Below are 21,287 nucleotides of genomic sequence, written 5' to 3'. Positions count from 1 at the left end.
CGCGGCACGCCACAACCTCACACACCGCCAGCCGGCGCGGGCCGGCGTGGGGACTTCACGTCGCGTGTGTTGCTGCTTCACGGGCTGTCGGCGGAGGGCGGGGGCACACGGGGTCTCCGCGTGCTTATGCCCGGCGGTCGCCGGGCGGCCCGGAGCGGCTGGATGATCGCGTTTGGGCACGGGCGCTCTCGTCAGCCGTACCGAGAAAAAAACGCTATCGGGTGAGCCAAGTGACCAGCATGACCAGCAGGAAGATCAGGCCGGTGGCGAGGGTGACCGTCGCGACGAGCGTGTTCACGCCGGACTCCGAGCGGGCCGGGCGCTCGACCGGTGTGGCCAGGTTGCCCACGGTGGAGAGGACGCGCGCGCCGGCCACCCGCAGGCGGCGCGCCCAGACGTGGACCTGGTCCTCTCCGGACATCCGACCCACCTCCTCGCTCGACCGGTCAACGACCCATGGGCGGAACAGTGATGCGGCGCCGGGCACGGCACTGCGACACTCTGCGTGCCGGGTACGGATCACCGTCGAGAGGGGATCGCATGGACGGGCTGCGGGAGGCCGCCAAGCTGCTGGCGCAGGCGCAGCGGGTGGCGGTCTTCACCGGCGCCGGCATCTCGGCCGAGAGCGGCGTGCCCACCTTCCGGGACGCGCTGACCGGCCTCTGGGAACGCTTCGACGCCCAGTCGCTCGCCACCCCGCAGGCCTTCCAGGACGATCCCGACCTGGTCTGGGGCTGGTACGAGTGGCGCCGCCACCGCGTCAGCAGCGTCCGGCCGAACCCCGGGCACCACGCGGTGGCCGCGATCGAGGCGCACGCCCCGCAGGCCACCGTCGTCACCCAGAACGTCGACGACCTGCACGAACGCGCCGGTTCGGCGCAGCCCGTCCACCTGCACGGCAGCCTGTTCGCGCCGCGGTGTTCGGTCTGTGCCGAACCGGCCACGCTGCCCGCCCCGGCCGGTGAGCCGGAGGACGGCCGCCGGCTCACCCCGCCGGCGTGCGCCACCTGCGGCGGCCTGATCCGTCCGGGTGTCGTCTGGTTCGGCGAGGCCCTGCCGGAGGCCGCCCTGGAAGCGGCGGTTCGCGCGGCGGCCGGCTCCGACGTGCTGCTGACCATCGGCACGTCCGGACTGGTCTATCCGGCCGCCGAGATCCCCCGGCTCGCCGCCCGCTCCGGCGCCGCGGTGATCCAGGTGAACCCGCAGCCCACGCCGCTGGACCCGATCGCCCGGGTGAACCTGCACGGCCCGGCCGCCCGGTGCCTGCCCGAGCTGGTCGCGGCCGCCTGGCCCTAGAGCGGGCGCTCCCGCAGGGGGCCCTTGCGGACCTTGTTGGAGCCGGTGCGCGGCAGGTCGTCGACCACGTCGACGTAGACCGGGATCTTGTACTTGGCGAGCCGGCCGGCCAGGAAGGCCGGCACGTCGGCCGGGTCCAGGTGGCTGCCCGGCATCGGTACGACGAACGCCCGCCCCACCTCGCCCCACTTCTCGTCGGGCACCCCGACCACGGCCGCCTCCGCCACCGCCGGATGTTCGAAGATCGCCGCCTCCACCTCGGCCGGGTACACGTTCTCGCCGCCGGAGATGAACATGTCCTTGGTCCGGTCGACGATCCGGAAGTGCCCGTGCTCGTCGATCACCGCCAGGTCGCCGGTACGGAACCAGTCGCCGTCGGTGAAGGCCGCCGCGGTCGCCGCCTCGTCGTTCCAGTAACCGGGCGTGACGTTCGGGCCCCGGACCAGCACCTCTCCCGGCGAACCCTCGATGCGTACGTCGGTGAAGAACACCGGCAGCCCGGCCGACCCGACGTGCTCGCGGCTCTCCCGCGCTTCCAGGAAGGTCGCGCCGGGCGCGGTCTCGGTCATCCCGTAGCCCTGGCAGAAGGCGAGGCCCCGCTCCTGATAGGTGCGGATCAGCGCCTCCGGCACCGGCGCGCCGCCGGTCATCAGGTTGCGCACCGAGGAGAGGTCGGCATCGGCCCAGCGGGGTGACTGGGCCAGCCCGGCGAACATCGTGGACACCCCGAACATCCAGGTCACCCGGTGCCGGGCGATCAGGTCGAAGCACTCGTCGACGTTCCAGGCCGGCATGATCACCGAGGTGCCGCCCTTGAGGAACGTCGGCAGCAGGCACTGGTTGAGCGCCGCGACGTGGAACAGCGGGGCGCTGACCAGGGTGACCTCGTCGCTTGCCACGTCGACGCAGACCAGCAGGTTGTAGCAGTTCCAGATCAGGTTGCCGTGGGTGAGCATGGCGCCTTTGGGGTTGCCGGTGGTCCCCGAGGTGTAGAGGATGCAGGCCACGTCGTCGTGCGTCACCGGTTCGTCGAGTTCGACCGGCTCATACGCGAGGAACGCTTCATACGCTTGAAGCCCAATTTTTACCGAAATATCAGCATCAACCGGCTGAGCGTGGATCAGCGCGACCGCCGCGCTATCGCGAAGCTGATACTCGATCTCCGGCTGCGTGAGCCGGAAGTTCAGCGGGACAAAAACCGCCCCCAGGACATACGTGGCGAACATCGTCTCCACGAACGCCGGATGGTTCTGCCCCAGATAGGCGACCCGGTCACCGCGCCGCACCCCTGCGTCCCGCAGAGCCCCCGCCAGCCGGAGGATCCGCCGGTGCAGCTCGGCATAGGTGACCGGCCGGTCCTCGAAGACCAGGGCGGTGCGGCCGGGCGACATCGCCGCCCGGCGCGCCGGCCACGATCCGAGACCCTGGTTACGCATAGTGCCGGTAGACCGGGCGGGCCACACAGGCCGGCTTCGACGAGCCGTCCACCTCGATCGTGAAGTCGAAGGTGCTCTGCACGCCGTTGCCGGGCACGTCCTCGACGCTGACCACCTTCGCGTTCAGGCGGATCTTCGCGCCGACCCGGACCGGGCTGGGGAAACGCACCTTCTCCAGGCCGTAGTTGACGCCCATCTTGATGCCCTCGACCCGCAGCAGGCTGGAGAAGAGCGGGATGACCAGCGACAGCGTGAGGTAACCGTGGGCGATCGGGCCACCGAACGGGCCGGCCTTGGCACGCTCGACGTCCACGTGGATCCACTGGTGGTCGCCGGTGGCGTCGGCGAACGTGTTCACCCGCTCCTGGGTGATCTCCAGCCACTCGGACGAGCCGAGGTCCTGCCCGACGAGCGACTTGAGTCCGTCGAGGCCGTTCACGGTGGTGGTCATTTGGCGTTCTCCCTGAATAGAAGGCGGGCGGCGTTGTCACGAAGAATCTTGGGACGGACGGCGGGCTTGATGTCGAGCGTCTCGAAGTCGGCGAGCCAGCGGTCCGGGGTGATCACCGGGTAGTCCGAGCCGAACAGCACCTTGTCCTGGAGCAGGCTGTTCGCGTACCGGACCAGCTGGGGCGGGAAGTACTTGGGTGACCAGCCGGAGAGGTCGATGTGGACGTGCTCCTTGTGCGTGGCGACCGCGAGCGCCTCGTCCTGCCACGGGAAGGACGGGTGGGCCAGGATGATCCGCAGGTCCGGGAAGTCCACGGCGACGTCGTCGACGAGCATCGGGTTGGAGTACTTCAGGCGGATCCCGCCGCCGCCGCGAACCCGGGCGCCGATGCCGGTCTGCCCGGTGTGGAACAGCGCGACCGCCCCGAGGTCCTCGATGGCTTCGTAGAGCGGGTACGCCATCCGGTCGTCCGGCGCGAACCCCTGGATGCTCGGGTGGAACTTGAAGCCTCTGACGTTGAACTGCTCGACGAGCCGCCGGGCCTCGCGGACTCCGGCGCGACCCTTGTGCGGGTCGATGCTGGCGAACGGGATCAGGACGTCCGCGTGCTCGGCGCAGTTCGCCGCGATCTCCTCGTTGGCGATCCGCGGATGTCCGGTGGCGTGCTCGGCGTCGACCGTGAAGACGACCGCCGCCATGCGGCGCGAACGGTAGTAGTCAGCCATCTCGTCGATCGTCGGCTGCCGGTGGCCGTGCGCCTTGAAGTAGTCGGCCGAGGCGCCGAGCAGCGCCGGGTCCAGCGAGGTGTGCCCGTCCCTGCTGACCTCGGCGTGCGTGTGCACGTCGATCGCGGTGAGCTCCTCGACGTTCATGACCGGGGCGCCGGGATGCCGTAGGTCTCCGGCTCGAAGTCCCAGGACGCCTCGATCGCGTCGGCCGTCCAGCCGCCGTCGGCATATTTGACCGACCGCTCCGCCGGGTGCGACCACAGCGCCAGCCTGTCGCCGCCGATCCCGATCGCCTGGCCGGTGATGTCCTTCGACGCGTCCGAGGCGAGGAACGTGATCAGCCCGGTGACGTCCTCGACGGTTCCCAGCCCTTCGTCGCGGCGCAGCCAGGCGGGGAACGGCTGCCCGGTCCGCTCGGCCTCCTCGATCACCGGGGCGAACGCCGGGATGGTCCTGGTCATCTCGGTGGCGGCGACCGGCACCACCGCGTTCACCGTGATCCCGGCGCGGCCGAGCTCCATCGCCCAGGTCCGCGCCATCGCCGCGATGCCGGCCTTGGCGGCCGCGTAGTTGGTCTGCCCGAAGTTGCCCCGCTGCCCGGCCGGCGACGAGATCAGGATCAGCCGGCCGCCCTCGCCCTGCTCCCGCATCCGGATCGCGGCGGCGCGGGCGCAGGTGAAGGTGCCGCGCAGGTGCACGTCGATCACCGCGTCGAAGTCCTCGTCGGACATCTTCCAGAGCACCCGGTCGCGCAGGATGCCGGCGTTGGTGATCAGCACGTCGAGCCGGCCGAAACGCTCCACGGCCGCGGCGACCAGCCGGTCCGCGGTCTCGCTGCTGCCGACCGCAGCCGCCACGCCCACCGAGCCCGGGATCTCGGCGACCGCCGCGTCCACGACCGCCTGGTCCACGTCGTTGACGACCACCGAGGCGCCGGCCGCGGCGAGCGCCTTCGCGTAGGCGAGACCGAGCCCGCGCCCACTGCCGGTGACGATGGCGACCCTGCCAGTCAGATCCATGCTCATCAACCTCTCACACTTCCCACGGGCGCGTCATCAACAGGAATCCTGTTGATCTCGATCCTGGTAGACGATCAGGTTTCCTGTCAATGGGGTAATCTGTCGGCCCGTGCGAAACCGAGGAGCCCCGTGATGCCGTCCCTGCTCTACCTGGTCAAACAGCTCGAACTCGCGGTCCGCAGCCACCTCGACGAGCTGGTCCGCTCCGCCGGCATCACCGCGCTGCAGTACACCGCGCTCACCGTCCTGGAACGCCACGACGGCCTCTCCGCCGCCCAGCTCGCCCGCGACTCGTTCGTCACCGCCCAGTCGATGGCCGACATGGTGCGCGCCCTGGAGACCCGCGGCCTGATCCGCCGCGAACGCAACGCCGGCAACCGCCGCGAACTGCTCATCCGCCTCACCGACGACGGCCGCGCCCTCCTGGCGTCGGTCGCCGAGCCGGTCCGCTCCCTGGAAGAACGCATGATCAGCAAGCTGACAGCCGCCGAGGCGGCCGGCTTCCGCCAGTCACTGGTGAGCGCGTGGCAGGCCCTGACATAACCCCTTCTCCGTACGCGCTACACCTCCCCAGACACCACCCCGCCCGTGGCCATGCGCGATCACCCACAACCCCAGGCCCCAGCGCGACCGCCGGGAAACAGCACGTGGCTGAGCCTCACACGCCCCGCCCCCACCCAGCCACCGCGAAAATCGCCGGTCCACGCCCCGCCACCCCCCTGCCACCCCACCCCACCCCACCGGCCCGCGCCCACAATCCCCCAGCCGCCCCCGCGCCCCCGCCCGGCCACACCCGCACATCCCGCCCGCGCATCCCGCCCGGCCGCGGCCCATGCAACTGACCGGCCCCGCCCGCGCGGGCTTGAGCCTCACCCTCGCGGCAACCCCGGCCGTAGCCCATCCCGGCAACCAGCACCCCATGACCCGCACCAGCTACGGCCGAACCCACTCAGCCGTAGCCCACACCGGGATACCGCGACCGAATACCCGCATGGGCTACGGCCGAGCCCGTCAGCGGCCCGGTCGTGGGCGCAGGAGTGTCCGTTCGCGAGCGCATGCCAACGCCCGTCTTGGTCAGCCGGCACTCCGCGCTGCTCAAGCGCGCACACACAGCCCGAGTGGCCAGCCGATTCCTCCGGCTGCACCCGAGAGCTGCCTCAGCCGGCCTGAGACGACACTGACCGGCAGCCGAACCGCCCGGCCGCGCCTGAGAGCTGCCGAGGCCGGGCCGAGAGGGCGCTGACCGGCAGCCGGACCGCCCGGCTGGGGCTGAGAGCTGCCGAGGCCGGGCCGAGAGGGCGCTGACCGGCAGCCGAACCGCCCGGCTGGGGCTGAGAGCTGCCGAGGCCGGGCCGAGAGGGCGCTGACCGGCAGCCGAACCGCCCGGCTGGGGCTGGGAGCTGCCGAGGCCGGGCCGAGAGGGCGCTGACCGGCAGCTGGACCGCCCGGCTGGGGCTGGGAGCTGCTGAGGCTGGGGTGGGTGGCTGCGGTGGCGGGGAGCTAGGCGGGGTCGAGAGGGGTCAGGGCGGGGAAGGCGGCCTCGATGTCGCGGGCGGCGGCCAGGGCGACATGGTCGGCGTGCTGGCGGGCGATCACCTGCACGCCGAGCGGGCGGCGGCCGGACAGTCCGGTGGGGACGGCGACCGCGGGCAGGCCCAGGAAGTTGGCGGTCACCAGCAAACGGTGGGCACGCCACAGCTCCGTGGCCGCGGCGGGGCCGCTCAGGTCGTACCCGATCAAGGGCATGGGCTGGGTGGTGACCGGCCCGAGGAGCACTGGATAGCGGGAGTGGAACTCCCGCCAGGCCGCCGCGTGCACGAAGCGCTCGGCCCACGCGTTCTGGTAGGCGGCCGAGGTGTCCAGCAGGTCGACGTCGGCGATGTTGTCGCGGAAGTACTGGACGGTGCCGGCTGACAGCGGGCCGGGGAAGACGCCGGGGGTGAGCAGCATCGGCGCGTTCTCGGTGGAGGAGAGCTGCCGCCAGAGGGTGGCGCATCGGTCCACGGCGGGTGGTGAGACCTCCTCCACCTCCCATCCGGCAGCGGCCAGCGCGGACGCGGCTGATCTGACGGCTGAAGCGACCTCGGGATCGACGCCCCAACCGGCGGGGTCGACGGTCACCGCTGCCCGCCGCGGGCCGTCGTAGGAACGCGGGTGGGGCACCGTCAGGGACAGCGGGTCGAAGTCGTCGGCGCCGTGCATGACGCTGAAGAGCAGGTCGAGGTCGGCGACGGAGCGGGCGAGCGGGCCGTTCACCGCCATGTGCTGGAGGGAGAGCGGCAGCGGCTCGACGGCCCGCGACGGCGCGGGCACCCGGCCGGCGGACGGGCGCAGGGCGGTGATGCCGGCGGCGTGGGCCGGCAGCCGCAGCGAGCCGCCGTAGTCGTTGCCGAGCCCGGCGGCGGCCATGCCGGTGGCGACCGCCACCGCGTCGCCGCCGCTCGAACCGCCGGGGACGCGGGCCGGGTCCCACGGGTTGACGGTTCGCCCGAACAGGTCGTTGTCGGTGTCCCAGCGCAGCCCGATGTCCGGCATGTTGCCGCGCCCGACCGGGATCGCCCCGGCGGCGAGCAGCCGGTCGACGAGGGTGGCGTTCGCCGGCGGAACGGCACCGGCGGCGAACGGCAGCCCGGACGTGGTCGCCGACCAGGTGAGGTCGATGTTCTCCTTCACGGTGATCGGTACGCCGGCCAGCGGGCCCGGGTCCGCACCGGCGGCGATCCGGGCGTCCAGTGCGGCGGCCGCGGCGCGGGCCTGGTCGGCGAGCACCACCGTCACGGCGTTGACCTTGGGGTTCACCGAGGCGATCCGGTCGAGGTGGGCGTCGACGACCGCAGCGGCGGTGAGCCGGCCGTCGCGCACCCGGGCGGCGATCTCGGTCGCGGTGAGGTTGTTCATCGAAGGACCTTTCACAGGACGGTCAGGGTGAGGCGGGTGTCGCCGAGGTGGAGGCGCTGGCGGTTGGGGGTGGTCTTGCCGGCCAGCCAGCGGTGCTCGCCGGTCCCGGGGGCCGGCACGAACTCCGGGGCGTCGCTGCTGGCCACGGTCAGCCGCAGGGCATGGCCGGCGGCCAGCCGGTAACCGGTGTGGCCGAGGTCGAGCGAGACGGGAAAGCTGTCGCCCGGGTCGAGGACGGTCTGCTGCCCGCGGGCGATCAGCCGGGCGCTGCCGTCCGGGGCGACGTCGGCCAGGCGGGCGAACAGGTCCATCTCCGGCCCGTCCGAGCCGGCGACGGTGTCGAGGCGGATCGGGCCGGCCAGGTCCAGCGGTTCGGTTCGCGGTGCGGCGGTGAAGGTGAGCACGTCGGCGCGTTCGGCGAGGGAACTCTCGTCCGGGTATTCGGCGAGGAACGCGAAGGCGTCGCCGGCCGGCGACGGCACCGGGTCGGCGGCGTCGTGCGTCCAGGTCACGGTGCCGGCGGGGCCGGGCCGGGAGCCGAGGCCGCCGTCCGCAGCCGGGTGCAGCACGATCTCGTGCGCCGACGGCGGCGGCCAGCTCGGGCAGGTGCGCCACGACGGGTCCCCGGAACCGGCGAGCTGCCACCGCACCCGCGGCAGGGTGGTGTCCCGCCCGCGCAGGAACACGTCGAAGAACTCGATCGCCGGGTCCAGGTATCGCGGCAGGAACGACGGGGCGGTGTTCGGCACGCCGCGCTCGAAGTGGCTGTTGTTCTCGTGATCGATCGCCTCGAGCAGCAGGTATTCGTTGCTCGCCCAGGCCGGCCGCCGCTGCAGTTCCCGGTGGTCGTGCCACTGCCAGGGCGCGCAGTTGTCCCACCAGCCGACGGTCATCAGCACCGGCACGGCCGGCGCGTCGAACGGATGCCCGGCCGGGAAGCGCCGCAGGTTCACCGGGTGCGGGAACCACATGTCGTACGACGCCGACCGGCTGCCCACCGCCGCGAAGAACTCCTCGACCTGGGCCGCGTACGGCCGCCGCGTCCAGTCGAGCTCCCAGAACAGCATGTCCCGATCGTGGAACACGCTGAGCGGGTAGAACCGGGCGACGCCCATCTCCACGTCGTGGGTGCGCTTTCCCGGAACCGGCCCGGGCAGCTCACCGAGCCGGGTGCCGGTGACCCGCGGCGCGATGGCCCGCAGCGCCGGATGCCCGGTGGAGACGGCCGCCCACTGGGTGAACCCGTAGTACGAGTCGCCCCACATCCCGACCACACCGTCCGACCACTCCTGCTGGACGATCCAGTCGAGGGTGTCGTGGCCGTCGTACGCCTCGTTGACGAAGAGCAGCGTCTCGCCCTCGGAGCGGAACTTGCCGCGTACGTCCTGCACCACCATGGTGTAGCCGCGCGCGGTGAAGTAGGCCGCCACCCGCGGCATGAAGGTGTACTCGCCGCATTTGTCGTACGGCAGCCGGGTCAGCACGACCGGGCCGGGCCGCACCTCCCCGCCCGGCAGGTAGACGTCGGTGGCGAGCCGGACGCCGTCGCGCATCCGCACCATGTGCTGCGTGGCGTCCGGGGAGAGCGGCCCCGGCCCGGTTCGCTGCACCGGGATGCTCATCAGAGCACCTCGAAGAAGCGGATGCAGACCTGACCGTTCTCGCCCCGGGCCAGCCCCACGAAGACCGACTCGGCGAGCCATCGGTGCCCCGGCGCGTCGGTGCGGAACACCGGGCTGGTGCGGTAGTAGTAGTCGGTCTCCGGCAGGTCCTCGCCCGCCTCGACCCGGGCGTCAACCTCCGGTGTGGCCCGCCAGAAGCCGCGGTTGCGGATGTCGATCACCGCCCCGTCATCGGCCTGCAGCAGGTAGTGCGCGTCCAGTTCGGTCGTCTGCCCGCGGGTGGTGGACCAGTCCCCGCCGCCGGCGAGCACCCGCCCGGAGAGCCGCGGACCGGACACCGTGCCGCCGGTGATCGGGGTGAACATCAGCACCTCGCCGGGTCCCCGGCCCACGTGCAGGGAGTCGGCCACGTCCACCCGCGCTTCGAAGGCGAAGACCAGCCGCGGATCAGGCAGCGCATGCATGAACATCCTCATTTTCTTTTCCGAAATGACAATCAACTAGGCTGAGGGCAGAGGCGAGAGGGGGCCGGGATGGGACGCCCGAGCATGGCGGCCGCGCGGACCGAGCAGATCATGCAGGCCACCGGCCGGTGCCTGCAGAAGAACGGTCTGGCCGGGACGACCCTGGAGCGGGTGGCCGAGGAGTCCGGGCTCAGCCGCAGCCACGTCCGGCACTACGTCGGCAACCGGGACGACCTGCTCCGCAAGTTCGCCGGCTGGCTCTACACCGGATACGAGGCGGAGTTCATCGGCAAGATCGCCGCGGCGCCCGGCCGGGAGAAACTGCCGATCGCGATGGACTACCTGTTCAGCAGCGGTTTCCTGCCGATCAGCGACGACGACACGGTGATCCGCGAGCTGATCACCGCCGGGATCGCCGACGCGAGCATCCGCGAGACCATGCAGGGCCACTACACGCAGGCGATCCAGGCGGTGGAGAACGCGCTCGCCGCCGAGTACCCGGCCGCTTCCCCGGGCGCCCGCCGGTCCGTGGCCTACGGGCTGTGGTGCCTGGCCATGGGCAACTCGATGATGGCCGAGCTCCAGCTGCCGGTCGCCTCCGGCGGGCTGGTCCGCGCCGCGGCGGAAGGTCTGCTGGAACGGCTCAGCCACGACTGACCGCCCGGGACGGCACCCAGCCGGGACGCGGCACCGATCCGATCAGCCGGCGGGTGTACTCGGCGGAGGGTTCGGTGAGCACCCGCTCGACCGGTCCGGACTCGACCACTGCGCCGCGGGACATCACCACCACGTCCTCGCAGACGTGCCGCACCACCGACAGGTCGTGGGTGATGAACAGGTAGGCCACCCCGGTCGCCGCGCGGGCGTCGACCAGCAGGTTGAGGATCTGCGCCTGGATGGAGACGTCCAGCGCGGCCACCGCCTCGTCCAGGACCAGCAGTTTCGGGCCGGGGGCGAGCGCGCGGGCGATCGCCACCCGCTGCCGCTGCCCGCCGGAGAGCGCCCGCGGCAGGGCTTCGCCCAGCCGGCGGTCCAGCCCGACGAGATCGAGCAGTTCGCCCGCGCGCGCTTCGCGCGCCGGCCGGTCCAGCGCGGTGTGATGTCTCAGCACCTCCACCAGGCAGCTGCGCACGGTCTGCCGCCGGTCGAGGCTCTGATACGGGTCCTGGAACACCATCTGTACGACCGAAGCACGGTGCCGCCGGTCCGCGAGGGAGGTCGCACCGTTCAGCAGCACGGTTCCCGAGGTGGCCCGTTCCAGCCCGGTGACGATCCGGGCGCAGGTGGTCTTGCCGGAGCCGGACTCGCCGACCAGGGCCAGGGATCCGCCGGCCGGCACGGAGAAGCTCACCCCGTCCACCGCGACGAACCCGCCCTTGAAGACTTTCCGCAGATCACGAACCTCTAGCACGGCACCTCCAGGTGACAGGCGGCGGATCCGGGGCCGATGGCCAGCAGCGCCGGGCGCACCGATCGGCAGCGCTCCTCGGCGTGCGGGCAGCGGTCGGCGAAGACGCAGCCGGCGGGCACGGCGTCCGCCGACTGCGGGACGCCCGGCACCGTCTCCAGCCGTTCGCCCGGCGGCACCGTGCCGGGGCGCGACCGCAGCAGCGCCCGGGTGTACGGGTGCCGCGCGTCCGAGTGCAGCCGCCCGGCGGGCAGGATCTCGACGATCTCCCCGGCGTACATGACCGCGATCCGGTCGCAGACCGCGGCGGCCAGCTCCAGGTCGTGCGAGATGAACAGCAGCGCGGCCGAGCGCCGGTGCCGCTGCTCGTTGAGGATCGCCACCACCTCCTCCTGCGTGGTCACGTCGAGGGCGGTGGTCGGTTCGTCGGCCAGGATCAGCCGCGGCTCGCCGGCCAGGGCGGCGGCGATCACCACCCGCTGCAACAGCCCGCCGCTCAGCTCGTACGGTCGCTGCCCGAGCCTGCGCTCGACGTGGTCGACGCCGACCTCGGCGAGCAACCCGGCAGCGCGCCGCGTCGCCTCGGCTCTGCCGAGGCCCTGGTCCCGCAGCACCTCGGTGAGGAAGTCGCCGACCGTGCGCACCGGGTTGACCGTGGCGCGCGGGTCCTGGAAGACCATGGCCACCTCGCGCGACCGCATCCGGCGCAGCTCGGCGGCGGTCATCGCGTGCACGTCGGCGCCGCCGAACCTGACCTTCCCGGCGACGGTGGCGCCCTCCGGCAGCTGCCGCACGACCGACTTGACCGTCATCGACTTGCCCGAGCCGGACTCGCCGACCAGGCCGACCGCCTCCCCGGCGTGCACGTCGAGGGTCACGTCGCGCAGGATCGGCCGCTCCCCCAGCCGGACGCGCAGGCTTTCGAAGCGCAACAACGGCATGCTCATCGCAGATCTCCACCGAATCGACGTGCCAGCCGTTCGGCGAGCGCGGTGAACGCGACCACGGTGACCACGACGGCGACCGCGGCCGCGACGGACTGTTGCGGGAATCCGGCCAGGATCGACGGCTGACCGTTGGCGATCATCAGCCCCCAGTCCGCGGACGGCGGCTGCAGGCCGAGGCCGAGGAACGAGATCGCGGCGAGGTCGATCATCGCGTAGCCGAAACCGATCGCCGCCTGGACCACCAGCAGCGGCGCCAGGTTCGGCAGCAGGTGGCGCAGGCAGATGTGCCAGCCGGAGAAGCCCTGCACGCGCAGCGCCTCGATGTAGGGCAGCGACCGTTCGCGCAGCGCGGCGGCCCGCATGACCCGGGCGATGACCGGCACGAATGCCAGCGACAGCGCCGCCACCGGGGTGACGAATCCGGTGCCGAACAGGGCCGCCACGGTGATCGCCAGGACCAGGCCGGGGAAGGCGAAGAGCACGTCCAGCGCCCGGGAGATCAGGTTGTCGAACCAGCCGCCGAACCAGGCCGCGGTGATCGCGAGCGTGCTGCCCACGGTGCCCGCGGCGAGCACCACGATCAGCGGACCGGTCAGGCTGGTCCGGGCGCCGTGGATCAGCCGGGAGAGCAGGTCGCGGCCCAGGTCGTCGGTGCCGAGCAGGTGCTGCGCCGAGGCTGGGGCGTAGGCGTTCAGCGGATTGACCGCGTTCGGGTCGTGGGGCGCCAGCCAGGGTGCGGCGATCGCGACGCAGACGACCACGAGGCATACCGTTCCGGCCGCCACGGGCACCTTCGTCATCCGGCACGCTCCTTCAGCAGGCGGGGGTCCAGCACCGCGTTGGTGACGTCGACCAGCGTGTTGACCAGCACGAAAACGGTCACCAGCAGCAGCGAGAGGGCCTGCACCACGACCAGGTCCTGGCGGGCGGCGCTCTGCACCAGCAGCGAGCCGAGCCCGCTCACCCCGAACGCCTGCTCGGCCACCGCGGTGCCGGCGAACAGCCCGGCGACGGTGACACCGGAGACCGCGAGGATCGGCGGCGCGGCGTTGCGCAGCACGTGCCGGCGCAGCACCGTGCGGCGCGGCAGTCCGCGGACCCGGGCCGCGGCCACGTGGTCGGCAGCGAGTTCGGCGCGGACCTCGGTCCGGGTGATCCGGCTGACGTAGGCGAGGTAGCCGCCGCTGAGCGCCAGCGCGGGCAGGGTCAGGTGGTGGATCCGGTCCCAGAAGCCGGTGCCGGAGCCGTAGACCGGGAACCAGGACAGCGTCGTCGCGAAGATCCAGATGAGCAGGATCGCGGCCACGAAGGCCGGCGCCGCCATCAGGACCGTGGTGGTCACGGTGAGCAGGCCGTCGACCGCCTTGCCGGCGACGCCGGCCAGCACGCCGGCGGTCACCCCCACGATCAGGATCACCAGCGAGGCGTACGCGACCAGCAGCGCCGTGTTCGCCATGCGAGCCCCGATCAGGGCGGTGACCGGCTCCTTGAGCACCATCGAGTCACCGGGGTCGCCGGAGAGCAGGCCGGAGAGCCAGTGCCAGTACTGCGCCAGGAACGGCTCGTCGAGGTGGTAGCGGGCCCGGATCTCGGCGAGCGCCGCCGGGTTGGGCTGGTGCCCGCCGGCCAGCAGCGTCGCCGGGTCGCCGGGCGCCAGGTACAGCGCCCCGAAGATGATCAGGCTGGCCACCGCCACCGTGGCCACCAGCGCGCCGAGCTTGCGGGTCAGGAACCAGATCACTGTGCTGTTCATGGCATGCCCTTCTGGCCCTCGCCTGCACCGTCACAGGCCGGTGCGGCTGGGTGCCGCTCGGTGCAGGCGGTCATGCCGCGCTGCCCACCAGCGCTGCCCAGGAAGAGCTGATGTAGGAGAAGGAGGCGGGAGGGCCGGTGAGGCGCTTGTTGAGGAACAGGCGGTTGTAGGAGCCGGCGAGCGTGATCTGCAGCTTGGCCGGCCCGAACCTGGCCTGCGCGGCGACGAACTTCTCCGCCGACACCTCCGGGTCGGTCGCCGAGGCAGCCGCCGCCATGTTAGCGATGACCTCGGGGTCGTGGTAGTTGGTCCAGTTGAAGGTGGCGCCCGGGAAGACGAAGCCCGGCGCGTAGTAGAGGGCGCCCGGCACCTCGAGGTAGCCGGTGGTGGCGATCAGGTCGATGCCCTGGCGCAGCGCCGGGTCGTAGAAGAGGCCGGAGAACTCGGCGGGCTGCAACTGCTTGATGGTGACGGTCAGGCCGATCTGCTGGGCGGCCGCCTGGGTGATGGTGGCGGTCTGCAGCAGCGACTGGTCCCCGGCGGGTGTCGCCAGCACCAGGTCGGTCCGGCTCGGGGCGGCCTCGGCCACCAGCTTCCTGGCGGCTTCCACGTCGGCCCTGCTGGTGTCCGGCAGCGCGGCGTACCCGGCGTCGTACACGCTCTTGGCCGGGCTGCCCCGCCAGGCCAGCGGCGGGGTGAAGGTCTTGAGCGGCTCGCCGGCGCCCTTCAGCACGCTGGTGATGAAGCTGGTCTTGTCGATGGCCAGGTCGAGGGCCTGCCGGATCCTCGGATCGGCGGCCGGCCCGTCGGCGGCGACCGCGCCCAGGCTGACCGTCTCGGTGCTCGGCCCGAAGTACAGCCGGCCGGCCTCCGAGCGCTGCAGCGCGGCGATGCTGCCGACCGGGGCGCCGTAGACGCCGTCGACCTCGCCGGCGAGCAGGGCGCTGGTCAGCGTGCTGCTGTCGGTGAGGAAGACGAAGTCGAACGCGGCCGCCTTCGCCCGGCGCCCGGCGTCCCAGTAGGTGTCGTTGCGCTCGGTCGTGATCCGCTGCCCGCTCTGCCAGCCGGCGAGCTTGAACGGGCCGGTGCACATCATCCCGCCGCCGGCGGTGCCGAACGCCGGGCCGGCCTCGGTCGCGTACCTCTGCTGGATGATCGCGCCGGGCACGCCGGCCAGGTCCGGGATGAACTGCACGTCCGGCTTCGTGAAGCGGACCGTCACCTCGCGCGGCCCGGTCTCGTCGATCGAGCCGACGTTGGCGTAGACGTGCGCCGCGTAGGAGGCGACCTTCGGGTCCATGTTGCGCTCGAGGCTGTAGACCACGTCGCCGGCGGTGAGCGGTGAGCCGTCCCAGAACGTCACCCCGTCGCGCAGGGTGATCACCACGGTGGTGGGGTCCTTCTGCGTGACCGCGCTGGCCAGCCCCGGCGACGTGGAGTAGTCGGTCTCCAGGCGCAGCAGGCTCTCACAGAGGTTGGCGACGACCGTGTTGGCCGAGTAGTCGCCGGTGCGGGCCGGGTCGAGGGAGGCCGGCTCGCCGGTGGGCAGTGCCCAGGTCACCTTCGCCACGTCCCCGGTGGCGGCCGGGGTCGTCTCGGCCAGCTCGATCCTGGGGGCGCTCGCCGGCCCGGTGGCCCCGCCGGAGGAGCACCCCGCCAGCGCCACGCCGGCGATCAGCACGCCAGTGATCACCTTATTTATGCGCATGAATATCTCTCCCGGAACGAGGGGATGAGCCACGTGTGGCGTCCGCCTCAGATTCCGCCTCCGGCCATAGATTGTCAATCCTGGAAATCAACTCTTCATGACGGTATGGAGACCAGCGGGTTCACGGACAGCCACACCGACGAAGAACCCGCTGCCCCCTTCCGCCTGCGCCGCAACGGCCGATACGAGGGACATGACCCGTCACGCGTGGTGGATCTACCTGACCGTCGCGTCGGTGGCCGCCGTGGGATACGTGGCCGTGCCGCTGAACCCCACCACCCGCTGGGTGTACGTCCTGATCAACTGCACCGCGCCGGTCGTCTGCTGGTACGGGCTGGTCCGCAACGGCCCGCAACGACGGGCCGGCTGGCTGGTCATCGTGGCCGGCCTGGCCGCCTCCGGGCTCGGCGACGTGATCTTCGCGAGTTACGCCGCGCCCTTCCCGTCGGTGGCGGACGCCCTCTACCTGCTCGGCCACCTCAGCATCGCGATCGGCACGGCGATGCTGGCGGCCCGCGCCGGCCGCACCGCGTTCATCGACGCGGCGGTGATCCTCGCGCCGTTCGCCGGCATCGCGTGGATCCTGGTGGTCGAACCCACGATGGCCGTCGGCGGCAGCCCACTCGCCCAGTTCGTCGCGGTGTCGGCGCCGCTCAGCACGCTCGTCGTGGTGTACTGCGCGCTCGCCCTGGCACTCGGCGTCGAGTTGCGCACCCCGGGCGTACGCGCCCTGCTGATCGGGCTCGTGGCCTGGTTCGTCTCCGACGCCCTCTACACGCATCAGAGCCTCACCGGCACGTACGCCGAAGGGGGTTTGATCGATCTGGGCTGGATGGCGATGCCGGTCCTGATCGCCACCGCCGGCCTGCACCCGTCGATGGTCACCACCACGCCGCGCCGGTCGATGCTGGTCATGCTCACCGTGCCCCGCGCGCTCGTGCTGTTCGGCGCGGCCCTGCTGCTGCCCACCCTGCACCTGTTCTGGGACCCGAGCGCGGGCGTGGCGCTGACCGCCGGAACCTGGGTCTCGGTGGCGCTGGTCGCGTTGCGCCTGATCGCGCCGATCCACGAACTGGCCCGGCGGGCCGGGCACGACGCGCTCACCGGCCTGGTCAACCGCACTCTGCTGATGGACCGGCTGGGGCTGGCGCTCAGCTCCCTGCCGACTGGCGGGCCGGCCCGGGTCGGGCTGCTCTTCTGCGACCTCGACCACTTCAAGACCGTCAACGACAGCCTCGGGCACGACGCCGGCGACCAGCTGCTGGTGGCGATCGCCGAGCGGCTGCGCGAGTCGGTCCGGGCCGGCGACGTGGTCTGCCGGCTCGGCGGCGACGAGTTCGTCGTGCTGATGCCGGCCGTCACCGAGCAGGAGGCGGCGGCCGTCGCCGAACGGATGGCCGAACACCTCGCCCGCCCGCTGCGCCTCGCCGACGGCAGCGACTTCTTCGCGTCGCTCTCGGTCGGCCTGCGCACCACCGGCGACCCCGGCGCCGACGCCGAGGCGCTGCTGCAGGACGCCGACACCGCGATGTACCAGGCCAAAGCCGCCGGGCGCGGCCGGATCGTCCGGTTCGACCAGCAGAGCCGCGCCGAGGCCGTGCAGCGGCTGCGGCGCGAGGCGGACTTCCACCGGGCGCTGACCCGGCCGGGCGAGCTGTTCTGCGTCTACCAGCCGGTGTTCCGGGTCGACGACGGCAGCCTCAGCTCGGTCGAAGCCCTGGCCCGCTGGCAGCACCCGACCGAAGGGGTGCTGCCGCCGGCCGCGTTCGTGCCGGTCGCCGAGGCCACCGGCACGGTCACGCAGCTGTTCGCGGTGGTGCTCGAACAGTCCCTGCACGAGCAGCGCGCCTGGTACAACCGCACCGGCCGGTGGATCCCGGTCGCGGTCAACCTGTCACCGCGCCAGCTCGACAACGCGACGGTCCGGGTGGTGCTGCAGGCGCTGGGCCGGGCCGGCACCCCGGCCACCGCGCTGACCCTGGAGCTGACCGAGGCCGGGCTGGCCGCGCCGGAGACGGTCGCGGCGGCGCTGGGGCCGTTGCGCGGGCTCGGTGTGCGGTTGGCGGTGGACGACTTCGGCACCGGGTACTCGTCGATGGCGCGGGTGGCTGACCACGGGTGGGACATCGTGAAGATCGACCACACGGTGGTGGGTGGGGTCTCGCGGGACCCAGCGCGACGGGCGCTCGCCGATGCGATGGTCGGGATGGCACACGCCCTCGGGATGGAGTCGGTGGCCGAGGGCGTGGACGACGCGGCGGATCTTGCGGTGCTGGGTGAGCTGGGGTGTGAGTACGCGCAGGGGTATCTGCTCGCGCATCCGGCCGACGCCACCGGGATCCTGGAGCTGTTGCCGTCGCCGGCCGCGGTGTAGGCGGGGGCTTGCCGGCGCCGGCAAACCCTCGCCTACACCCCGTCCAGCCGGCCCAGCTGGTCGGCGTCGAGCTTGACGTCGAGCGCCGGCAGCAGATTCTCGAACTGCTCGAACGTGCGCGGACCGATCAACGGCACCACCGGCGGCTCACTCTGATGCAGGTGCCACGCGAGAACCAGCTGGTTCGGCGTCACCCCCACCTCCCCCGCCAGCTCGGTCACCGCGGCCAGCCGCGCGTCGGTGTCCGGACCCGCGTACGACTCCATCATCCAGTGCTCGCGCTGCCGGGCCGGGTCGTCATAGACACCCTTGAGGATCGGCGAGTAGGCGACCAGCGTCAGGTCGCGGTGCGTCGCCAGGTAGTCCCACTGCTCGGCGTCGACGATCGAGGCGTTGTCCAGGCCGGCCCTGCGCCGCAGATAGGAGTGCTGCTGCTGGACCGCGACCGGCGCCGGCCACCCGTACCGGTCGCAGAGCTGCCGGATCGCCTCCAGCCGCCAGGTCCGGACGTTGGACCAGCCCAGGTAGCGGACCTTGCCGGCGGTGACCAGCCCGGCCAGCGCCTCCAGGGTCTCCTCCAGCGGCGTGCTCCGGTCGTCCACGTGCACGTAGTAGAGGTCGACGTGATCGGTGCCGAGCCGCCGCAGGCTGCCGTCGAGGGCGTGCCGCAGGGTGTCCGCGCCGGCGCCGGCGAAGGTGCGCCGGGCCAGGTCCCAGTTCGCCGTGCCGTCAGCGGCCCAGAGGTCCGGCGAGTGCTCCGGCACCGCGCTGCCCTTGGTGGCGAGGAAGACGTCGTCGCGGCGGTTACCGGCCCTCATCCAGCGGCCCAGCAGCTCCTCGCTGTGCCCGCCCCGGCTGCCCGGCTCGGACCACCACTCGTAGCAGTCGGCGGTGTCCAGGAACGAGCCGCCGATCTCGGCATAGCGGTCGAGGATGCGGAACGACGTCTGTTCGTCGGTGGCGTTGCCCATCTGCATGGCGCCGAGCGCGAGCTTGCTGACCTGTTCCCCGGTGCGTCCCAGTTCCATCGTGTCCATGTGCCCGACGCTAGGACCTGGAGCGCGCTCCAGGTCAAACCCCGGGCGTCACCAATTCATGGCGATCGAGGTCGCCTCGTCGCGGACGTCCGGGTCCGGGTGGCGGCGCAGCGAGCGCAGCAGGTCCCGCCATTCCACCGCCCAGTCGTGCCGGAAGCCACGGCCGGCGAGCTGGACCGCGAACAGGCCCCGCGCCAGGTCGCCGCGCCGGCCCAGCTCGGTGGCGAGCGCCAGGATCCGGGCCGGGTCCGTCGCCGTCTCGCACGCCGACACCACCGACGCCACGTGCCGCGCGGCGTGCCAGGCCAGCACCGGGCGGCCGGCGACCAGGTCGGCGGCCTCGTCCAGGTTCTCCAGGCGGCCGAGGCCGATGATCATCCGTACGGCGTGAGCCAGGTATGCCGGCTGCCCGGCGAGCCATCGGGCGACGGCCAGCGCCGGGCCCCGGTCCGCGCCGGAGCCGGCCCGGTTCGACCAGCTCACCACGGCCTGGGCCAGCTCGTCGAGGCGATGCCAGGCGGGGCGGTCGCGTTCGGCGTTCCCCTCGTCGTCGGCGGCGTCCCGCTCGATCAGACGCTCCCAGAGGGGCCGGAGACCGTCGGCGTGCACGGCCTGGATCAGCGGGCCGGCCTCGTAGTGCTCCAGCTCCGCCTCCAGGTCGGCGAGCCGTTCGGTGACCAGCTCGGTGAGGCCGGTGACCCAGGGCGCCCACTCCGGCAGCCGGGTGAAGGCTTCCCGCCGGATCTGCCGGTCGGCGCCGCGGCAGGCGGCGACGATCAGCTCCGCGTACCGCGTGCGGTGGCGCCCGGCGACGCCGGCCGCGGCCGCGGCCAGCACGGCGCGGTGTTCCTCCCGGCTGCCACGCACGCCGGCCGCCAGGATGGTCCAGCTGGGCGCGGACCAGAGCCGGTTGCGCGCGGCGGCCACGATCGCGGTCCGCACGTCCCGGTGCTGGTTCTCCTTCTCGTACGCCCGGAGCAGCGTGGTCATCGACTCTTCCGGCCCGTACCGCCCGAGCAGCCGGGCCGCCTCCTTGCGGCTGGTCACCTTGGTGTCGCCGAGCAGCACGTCGTCGAGCAGGGCGGGCAGGCGGGACGGCGGGAGGTGCCCGGCGACGCGGCTCGCGGCGTACATCGCCACCCGGGCCCGGTCGCCGCCCGCGTGCCGCAGCAGCGTGGTCATCGCCTCGCCGGGCCGGTCCGACCAGGCCAGCGCACCGAGTGCGGCCTCGGCGACCACCACGTCGGCCGCCTCCGCGAAGCGCATCGCGATCGCACCGCCGAGCACCGGCAGGCGGGCCGCCGCGGCCACCGCGCGAGCTCGTGCCGCCGGGGTGGCACCGGCGTCCTCGGCGACGCGGAGCTGCTGTTCGGCGTAGGCGACGTGCTGCCGGGGCAGCCACCGTTCGGCGTGCTCCGGCGGGCCCGGCACCCACCGCACACCGTCCTGCACGAAGCGGCCCCGCGGCGCCTCGTCGAGCACCCGGTCCAGCAGGTCGGTGCGCTCGGTGCAGAGGATCCGCCAGACCGGTGCGACCACCACCGCCGACGCGTCGAAGTCCAGAACCTTGGCGACCCGGGCAGCCCGCGTCCGGGGGTCGGCGAGCCACAGGCTGATCGCGGTGCGGGCCACCGACTCGACGACACCGCGACTGATCGATCGGCGCAGCTGATCCTGAAGTCCGGGCACGAGCCGGGCCCGGCGCCCGAGAGCGTGGACGAGTGCGAACAGTGGCTCGTAGTGGCCGCGGGCCATGCCGGCCTCGATCCAGTCGCGCAACCGGTCGAAGACCAGGGACTCCTGGCCCCGCCGCAGCACCCGGTCGAGCCGGCCCAGCGACGGCATGGTGGAGCGGGCCGCCACCAGGTCGAGGGTGCGCAGCGCCCAGTCCCGCAGGGCCGCCTCGCCGACGTGCTGCCGCAGCACCCCGGCGGCGAGATCACCGAGCGCGCCGAGCGACTGCGCGGAGACGTCTCGTGCCTCCACCGCGTCCGTGGCGAGCCGGGTGAGAGCCGGCGCGAGGTCCGCGGTGACCAGCGCCGCCACGCCGGCCAGGGCGCTCAGCGCGGCCGAGCGGACCGGGTCCTGCTCGTTGCGCAGCCGGTCGAGGGCGCCGACCGCCTCGGCCACCGCCCGTGGGTCGCGC

The 21,287-nt window shown here is 72.5% G+C and carries 18 protein-coding genes and 1 pseudogene; 4 read left to right on the top strand and 15 right to left on the bottom strand.

The features are described 5' to 3' along the window. Positions 1–214 precede the first annotated feature (214 nt). Positions 215–421, bottom strand: a complete 207-nt coding sequence (locus AB0F81_RS15395) for a hypothetical protein (RefSeq protein ID WP_360196914.1) — start codon at positions 419–421, stop codon at positions 215–217. A gap of 119 nt (positions 422–540) precedes the next feature. On the opposite strand from AB0F81_RS15395, the gene AB0F81_RS15390 reads away from it, so the two are divergent. Further along, entirely contained in the window at positions 541–1,296 is a 756-nt protein-coding gene (locus AB0F81_RS15390) for an NAD-dependent deacylase (protein WP_360196911.1), read from the top strand. On the opposite strand, the gene AB0F81_RS15385 is transcribed toward AB0F81_RS15390, so the two are convergent. The 4 genes from AB0F81_RS15385 to AB0F81_RS15370 are packed head-to-tail and all read right to left on the bottom strand — an operon-like array spanning position 1,293 to position 4,930. Further along, positions 1,293–2,732, bottom strand: a complete 1,440-nt coding sequence (locus AB0F81_RS15385) for a long-chain fatty acid--CoA ligase (protein WP_360196908.1) — start codon at positions 2,730–2,732, stop codon at positions 1,293–1,295. The two genes, AB0F81_RS15390 and AB0F81_RS15385, sit on opposite strands and share 4 nt — an antisense overlap. Then, positions 2,725–3,183 carry a MaoC family dehydratase gene (locus AB0F81_RS15380; protein WP_360196905.1) on the bottom strand — a complete coding sequence of 153 codons (459 nt, stop codon included), beginning with the start codon at positions 3,181–3,183 and terminating at the stop codon, positions 2,725–2,727. The genes AB0F81_RS15385 and AB0F81_RS15380 overlap by 8 nt, the downstream gene beginning before the upstream one ends. Beyond that, positions 3,180–4,055 (bottom strand): amidohydrolase family protein, encoded by an 876-nt coding sequence (locus AB0F81_RS15375; protein WP_360196902.1) that lies wholly within the window; start codon positions 4,053–4,055, stop codon positions 3,180–3,182. Before AB0F81_RS15375 ends, AB0F81_RS15380 begins: the two co-directional genes overlap by 4 nt. Next, entirely contained in the window at positions 4,052–4,930 is an 879-nt protein-coding gene (locus AB0F81_RS15370; protein ID WP_360196900.1) for an SDR family NAD(P)-dependent oxidoreductase, read from the bottom strand. Before AB0F81_RS15370 ends, AB0F81_RS15375 begins: the two co-directional genes overlap by 4 nt. 132 nt (positions 4,931–5,062) lie before the next feature. Here AB0F81_RS15370 and AB0F81_RS15365 point away from each other — a divergent pair, with 132 nt between their 5' ends. Next, complete coding sequence (locus AB0F81_RS15365) at positions 5,063–5,473, top strand: MarR family transcriptional regulator (RefSeq protein ID WP_360196897.1); 411 nt, start codon at positions 5,063–5,065, stop codon at positions 5,471–5,473. Positions 5,474–6,430: 957 nt separating this feature from the next. Here AB0F81_RS15365 and AB0F81_RS15360 read toward each other — a convergent pair. The 3 genes from AB0F81_RS15360 to AB0F81_RS15350 are packed head-to-tail and all read right to left on the bottom strand — an operon-like array spanning position 6,431 to position 9,914. After that, on the bottom strand, positions 6,431–7,828 hold the full coding sequence (locus tag AB0F81_RS15360; RefSeq protein ID WP_360196894.1) for an amidase: 1,398 nt from the start codon (positions 7,826–7,828) through the stop codon (positions 6,431–6,433). Positions 7,829–7,839: 11 nt separating this feature from the next. Beyond that, positions 7,840–9,450, bottom strand: coding sequence for a CocE/NonD family hydrolase (locus AB0F81_RS15355; RefSeq protein WP_360196892.1), 1,611 nt, complete (start codon positions 9,448–9,450; stop codon positions 7,840–7,842). Beyond that, positions 9,450–9,914 carry a DUF3237 domain-containing protein gene (locus AB0F81_RS15350; RefSeq protein WP_360196889.1) on the bottom strand — a complete coding sequence of 155 codons (465 nt, stop codon included), beginning with the start codon at positions 9,912–9,914 and terminating at the stop codon, positions 9,450–9,452. The genes AB0F81_RS15355 and AB0F81_RS15350 overlap by 1 nt, the downstream gene beginning before the upstream one ends. A gap of 69 nt (positions 9,915–9,983) precedes the next feature. On the opposite strand from AB0F81_RS15350, the gene AB0F81_RS15345 reads away from it, so the two are divergent. Continuing rightward, positions 9,984–10,571 carry a TetR family transcriptional regulator gene (locus tag AB0F81_RS15345; RefSeq protein ID WP_360196886.1) on the top strand — a complete coding sequence of 196 codons (588 nt, stop codon included), beginning with the start codon at positions 9,984–9,986 and terminating at the stop codon, positions 10,569–10,571. Here AB0F81_RS15345 and AB0F81_RS15340 read toward each other — a convergent pair. The 5 genes from AB0F81_RS15340 to AB0F81_RS15320 form a co-directional block, all read right to left on the bottom strand. Next, on the bottom strand, positions 10,558–11,325 hold the full coding sequence (locus AB0F81_RS15340) for an ATP-binding cassette domain-containing protein (protein WP_360196883.1): 768 nt from the start codon (positions 11,323–11,325) through the stop codon (positions 10,558–10,560). The genes AB0F81_RS15345 and AB0F81_RS15340 overlap by 14 nt on opposite strands. Continuing rightward, positions 11,319–12,269, bottom strand: coding sequence for an ABC transporter ATP-binding protein (locus tag AB0F81_RS15335; protein ID WP_360196880.1), 951 nt, complete (start codon positions 12,267–12,269; stop codon positions 11,319–11,321). The genes AB0F81_RS15340 and AB0F81_RS15335 overlap by 7 nt, the downstream gene beginning before the upstream one ends. Further along, a complete protein-coding gene (locus tag AB0F81_RS15330) occupies positions 12,266–13,069 on the bottom strand; it encodes an ABC transporter permease (protein WP_360196877.1) in 804 nt (267 codons plus the stop codon). Before AB0F81_RS15330 ends, AB0F81_RS15335 begins: the two co-directional genes overlap by 4 nt. Continuing rightward, positions 13,066–14,022 carry an ABC transporter permease gene (locus AB0F81_RS15325; RefSeq protein ID WP_360196874.1) on the bottom strand — a complete coding sequence of 319 codons (957 nt, stop codon included), beginning with the start codon at positions 14,020–14,022 and terminating at the stop codon, positions 13,066–13,068. The genes AB0F81_RS15330 and AB0F81_RS15325 overlap by 4 nt, the downstream gene beginning before the upstream one ends. Before the next feature lie 70 nt (positions 14,023–14,092). Beyond that, on the bottom strand, positions 14,093–15,730 hold the full coding sequence (locus AB0F81_RS15320) for an ABC transporter substrate-binding protein (RefSeq protein ID WP_360196871.1): 1,638 nt from the start codon (positions 15,728–15,730) through the stop codon (positions 14,093–14,095). A gap of 193 nt (positions 15,731–15,923) precedes the next feature. On the opposite strand from AB0F81_RS15320, the gene AB0F81_RS15315 reads away from it, so the two are divergent. Continuing rightward, a complete protein-coding gene (locus AB0F81_RS15315) occupies positions 15,924–18,104 on the top strand; it encodes an EAL domain-containing protein (RefSeq protein ID WP_360196868.1) in 2,181 nt (726 codons plus the stop codon). Positions 18,105–18,136: 32 nt separating this feature from the next. Here the strand turns inward: AB0F81_RS15315 and AB0F81_RS15310 are convergent, their stop codons facing one another. Beyond that, positions 18,137–19,141: an aldo/keto reductase gene (locus tag AB0F81_RS15310; RefSeq protein WP_360196865.1), complete on the bottom strand. Its 1,005-nt coding sequence runs from the start codon at positions 19,139–19,141 to the stop codon at positions 18,137–18,139. A 48-nt stretch (positions 19,142–19,189) separates the two neighbouring features. Further along, a pseudogene (locus tag AB0F81_RS15305) lies at positions 19,190–21,287 on the bottom strand (hypothetical protein); the annotation flags it as partial.

The organism is Actinoplanes sp. NPDC024001, from assembly GCF_040638955.1.
In the GTDB taxonomy this organism is placed as follows: domain Bacteria; phylum Actinomycetota; class Actinomycetes; order Mycobacteriales; family Micromonosporaceae; genus Actinoplanes.
This window is presented reverse-complemented; position numbering and strand designations above follow the sequence as displayed.

Coding starts and splice junctions, on each gene's coding strand:
- AB0F81_RS15395 (WP_360196914.1), bottom strand. CDS start 421: ATGTCCGGAGAGGACCAGGTCCACGTCTGGGCGCGCCGCCTGCGGGTG.
- AB0F81_RS15390 (WP_360196911.1), top strand. CDS start 541: ATGGACGGGCTGCGGGAGGCCGCCAAGCTGCTGGCGCAGGCGCAGCGG.
- AB0F81_RS15385 (WP_360196908.1), bottom strand. CDS start 2,732: ATGCGTAACCAGGGTCTCGGATCGTGGCCGGCGCGCCGGGCGGCGATG.
- AB0F81_RS15380 (WP_360196905.1), bottom strand. CDS start 3,183: ATGACCACCACCGTGAACGGCCTCGACGGACTCAAGTCGCTCGTCGGG.
- AB0F81_RS15375 (WP_360196902.1), bottom strand. CDS start 4,055: ATGAACGTCGAGGAGCTCACCGCGATCGACGTGCACACGCACGCCGAG.
- AB0F81_RS15370 (WP_360196900.1), bottom strand. CDS start 4,930: ATGGATCTGACTGGCAGGGTCGCCATCGTCACCGGCAGTGGGCGCGGG.
- AB0F81_RS15365 (WP_360196897.1), top strand. CDS start 5,063: ATGCCGTCCCTGCTCTACCTGGTCAAACAGCTCGAACTCGCGGTCCGC.
- AB0F81_RS15360 (WP_360196894.1), bottom strand. CDS start 7,828: ATGAACAACCTCACCGCGACCGAGATCGCCGCCCGGGTGCGCGACGGC.
- AB0F81_RS15355 (WP_360196892.1), bottom strand. CDS start 9,450: ATGAGCATCCCGGTGCAGCGAACCGGGCCGGGGCCGCTCTCCCCGGAC.
- AB0F81_RS15350 (WP_360196889.1), bottom strand. CDS start 9,914: ATGCATGCGCTGCCTGATCCGCGGCTGGTCTTCGCCTTCGAAGCGCGG.
- AB0F81_RS15345 (WP_360196886.1), top strand. CDS start 9,984: ATGGGACGCCCGAGCATGGCGGCCGCGCGGACCGAGCAGATCATGCAG.
- AB0F81_RS15335 (WP_360196880.1), bottom strand. CDS start 12,269: ATGAGCATGCCGTTGTTGCGCTTCGAAAGCCTGCGCGTCCGGCTGGGG.
- AB0F81_RS15330 (WP_360196877.1), bottom strand. CDS start 13,069: ATGACGAAGGTGCCCGTGGCGGCCGGAACGGTATGCCTCGTGGTCGTC.
- AB0F81_RS15325 (WP_360196874.1), bottom strand. CDS start 14,022: ATGAACAGCACAGTGATCTGGTTCCTGACCCGCAAGCTCGGCGCGCTG.
- AB0F81_RS15320 (WP_360196871.1), bottom strand. CDS start 15,730: ATGCGCATAAATAAGGTGATCACTGGCGTGCTGATCGCCGGCGTGGCG.
- AB0F81_RS15315 (WP_360196868.1), top strand. CDS start 15,924: ATGACCCGTCACGCGTGGTGGATCTACCTGACCGTCGCGTCGGTGGCC.
- AB0F81_RS15310 (WP_360196865.1), bottom strand. CDS start 19,141: ATGGACACGATGGAACTGGGACGCACCGGGGAACAGGTCAGCAAGCTC.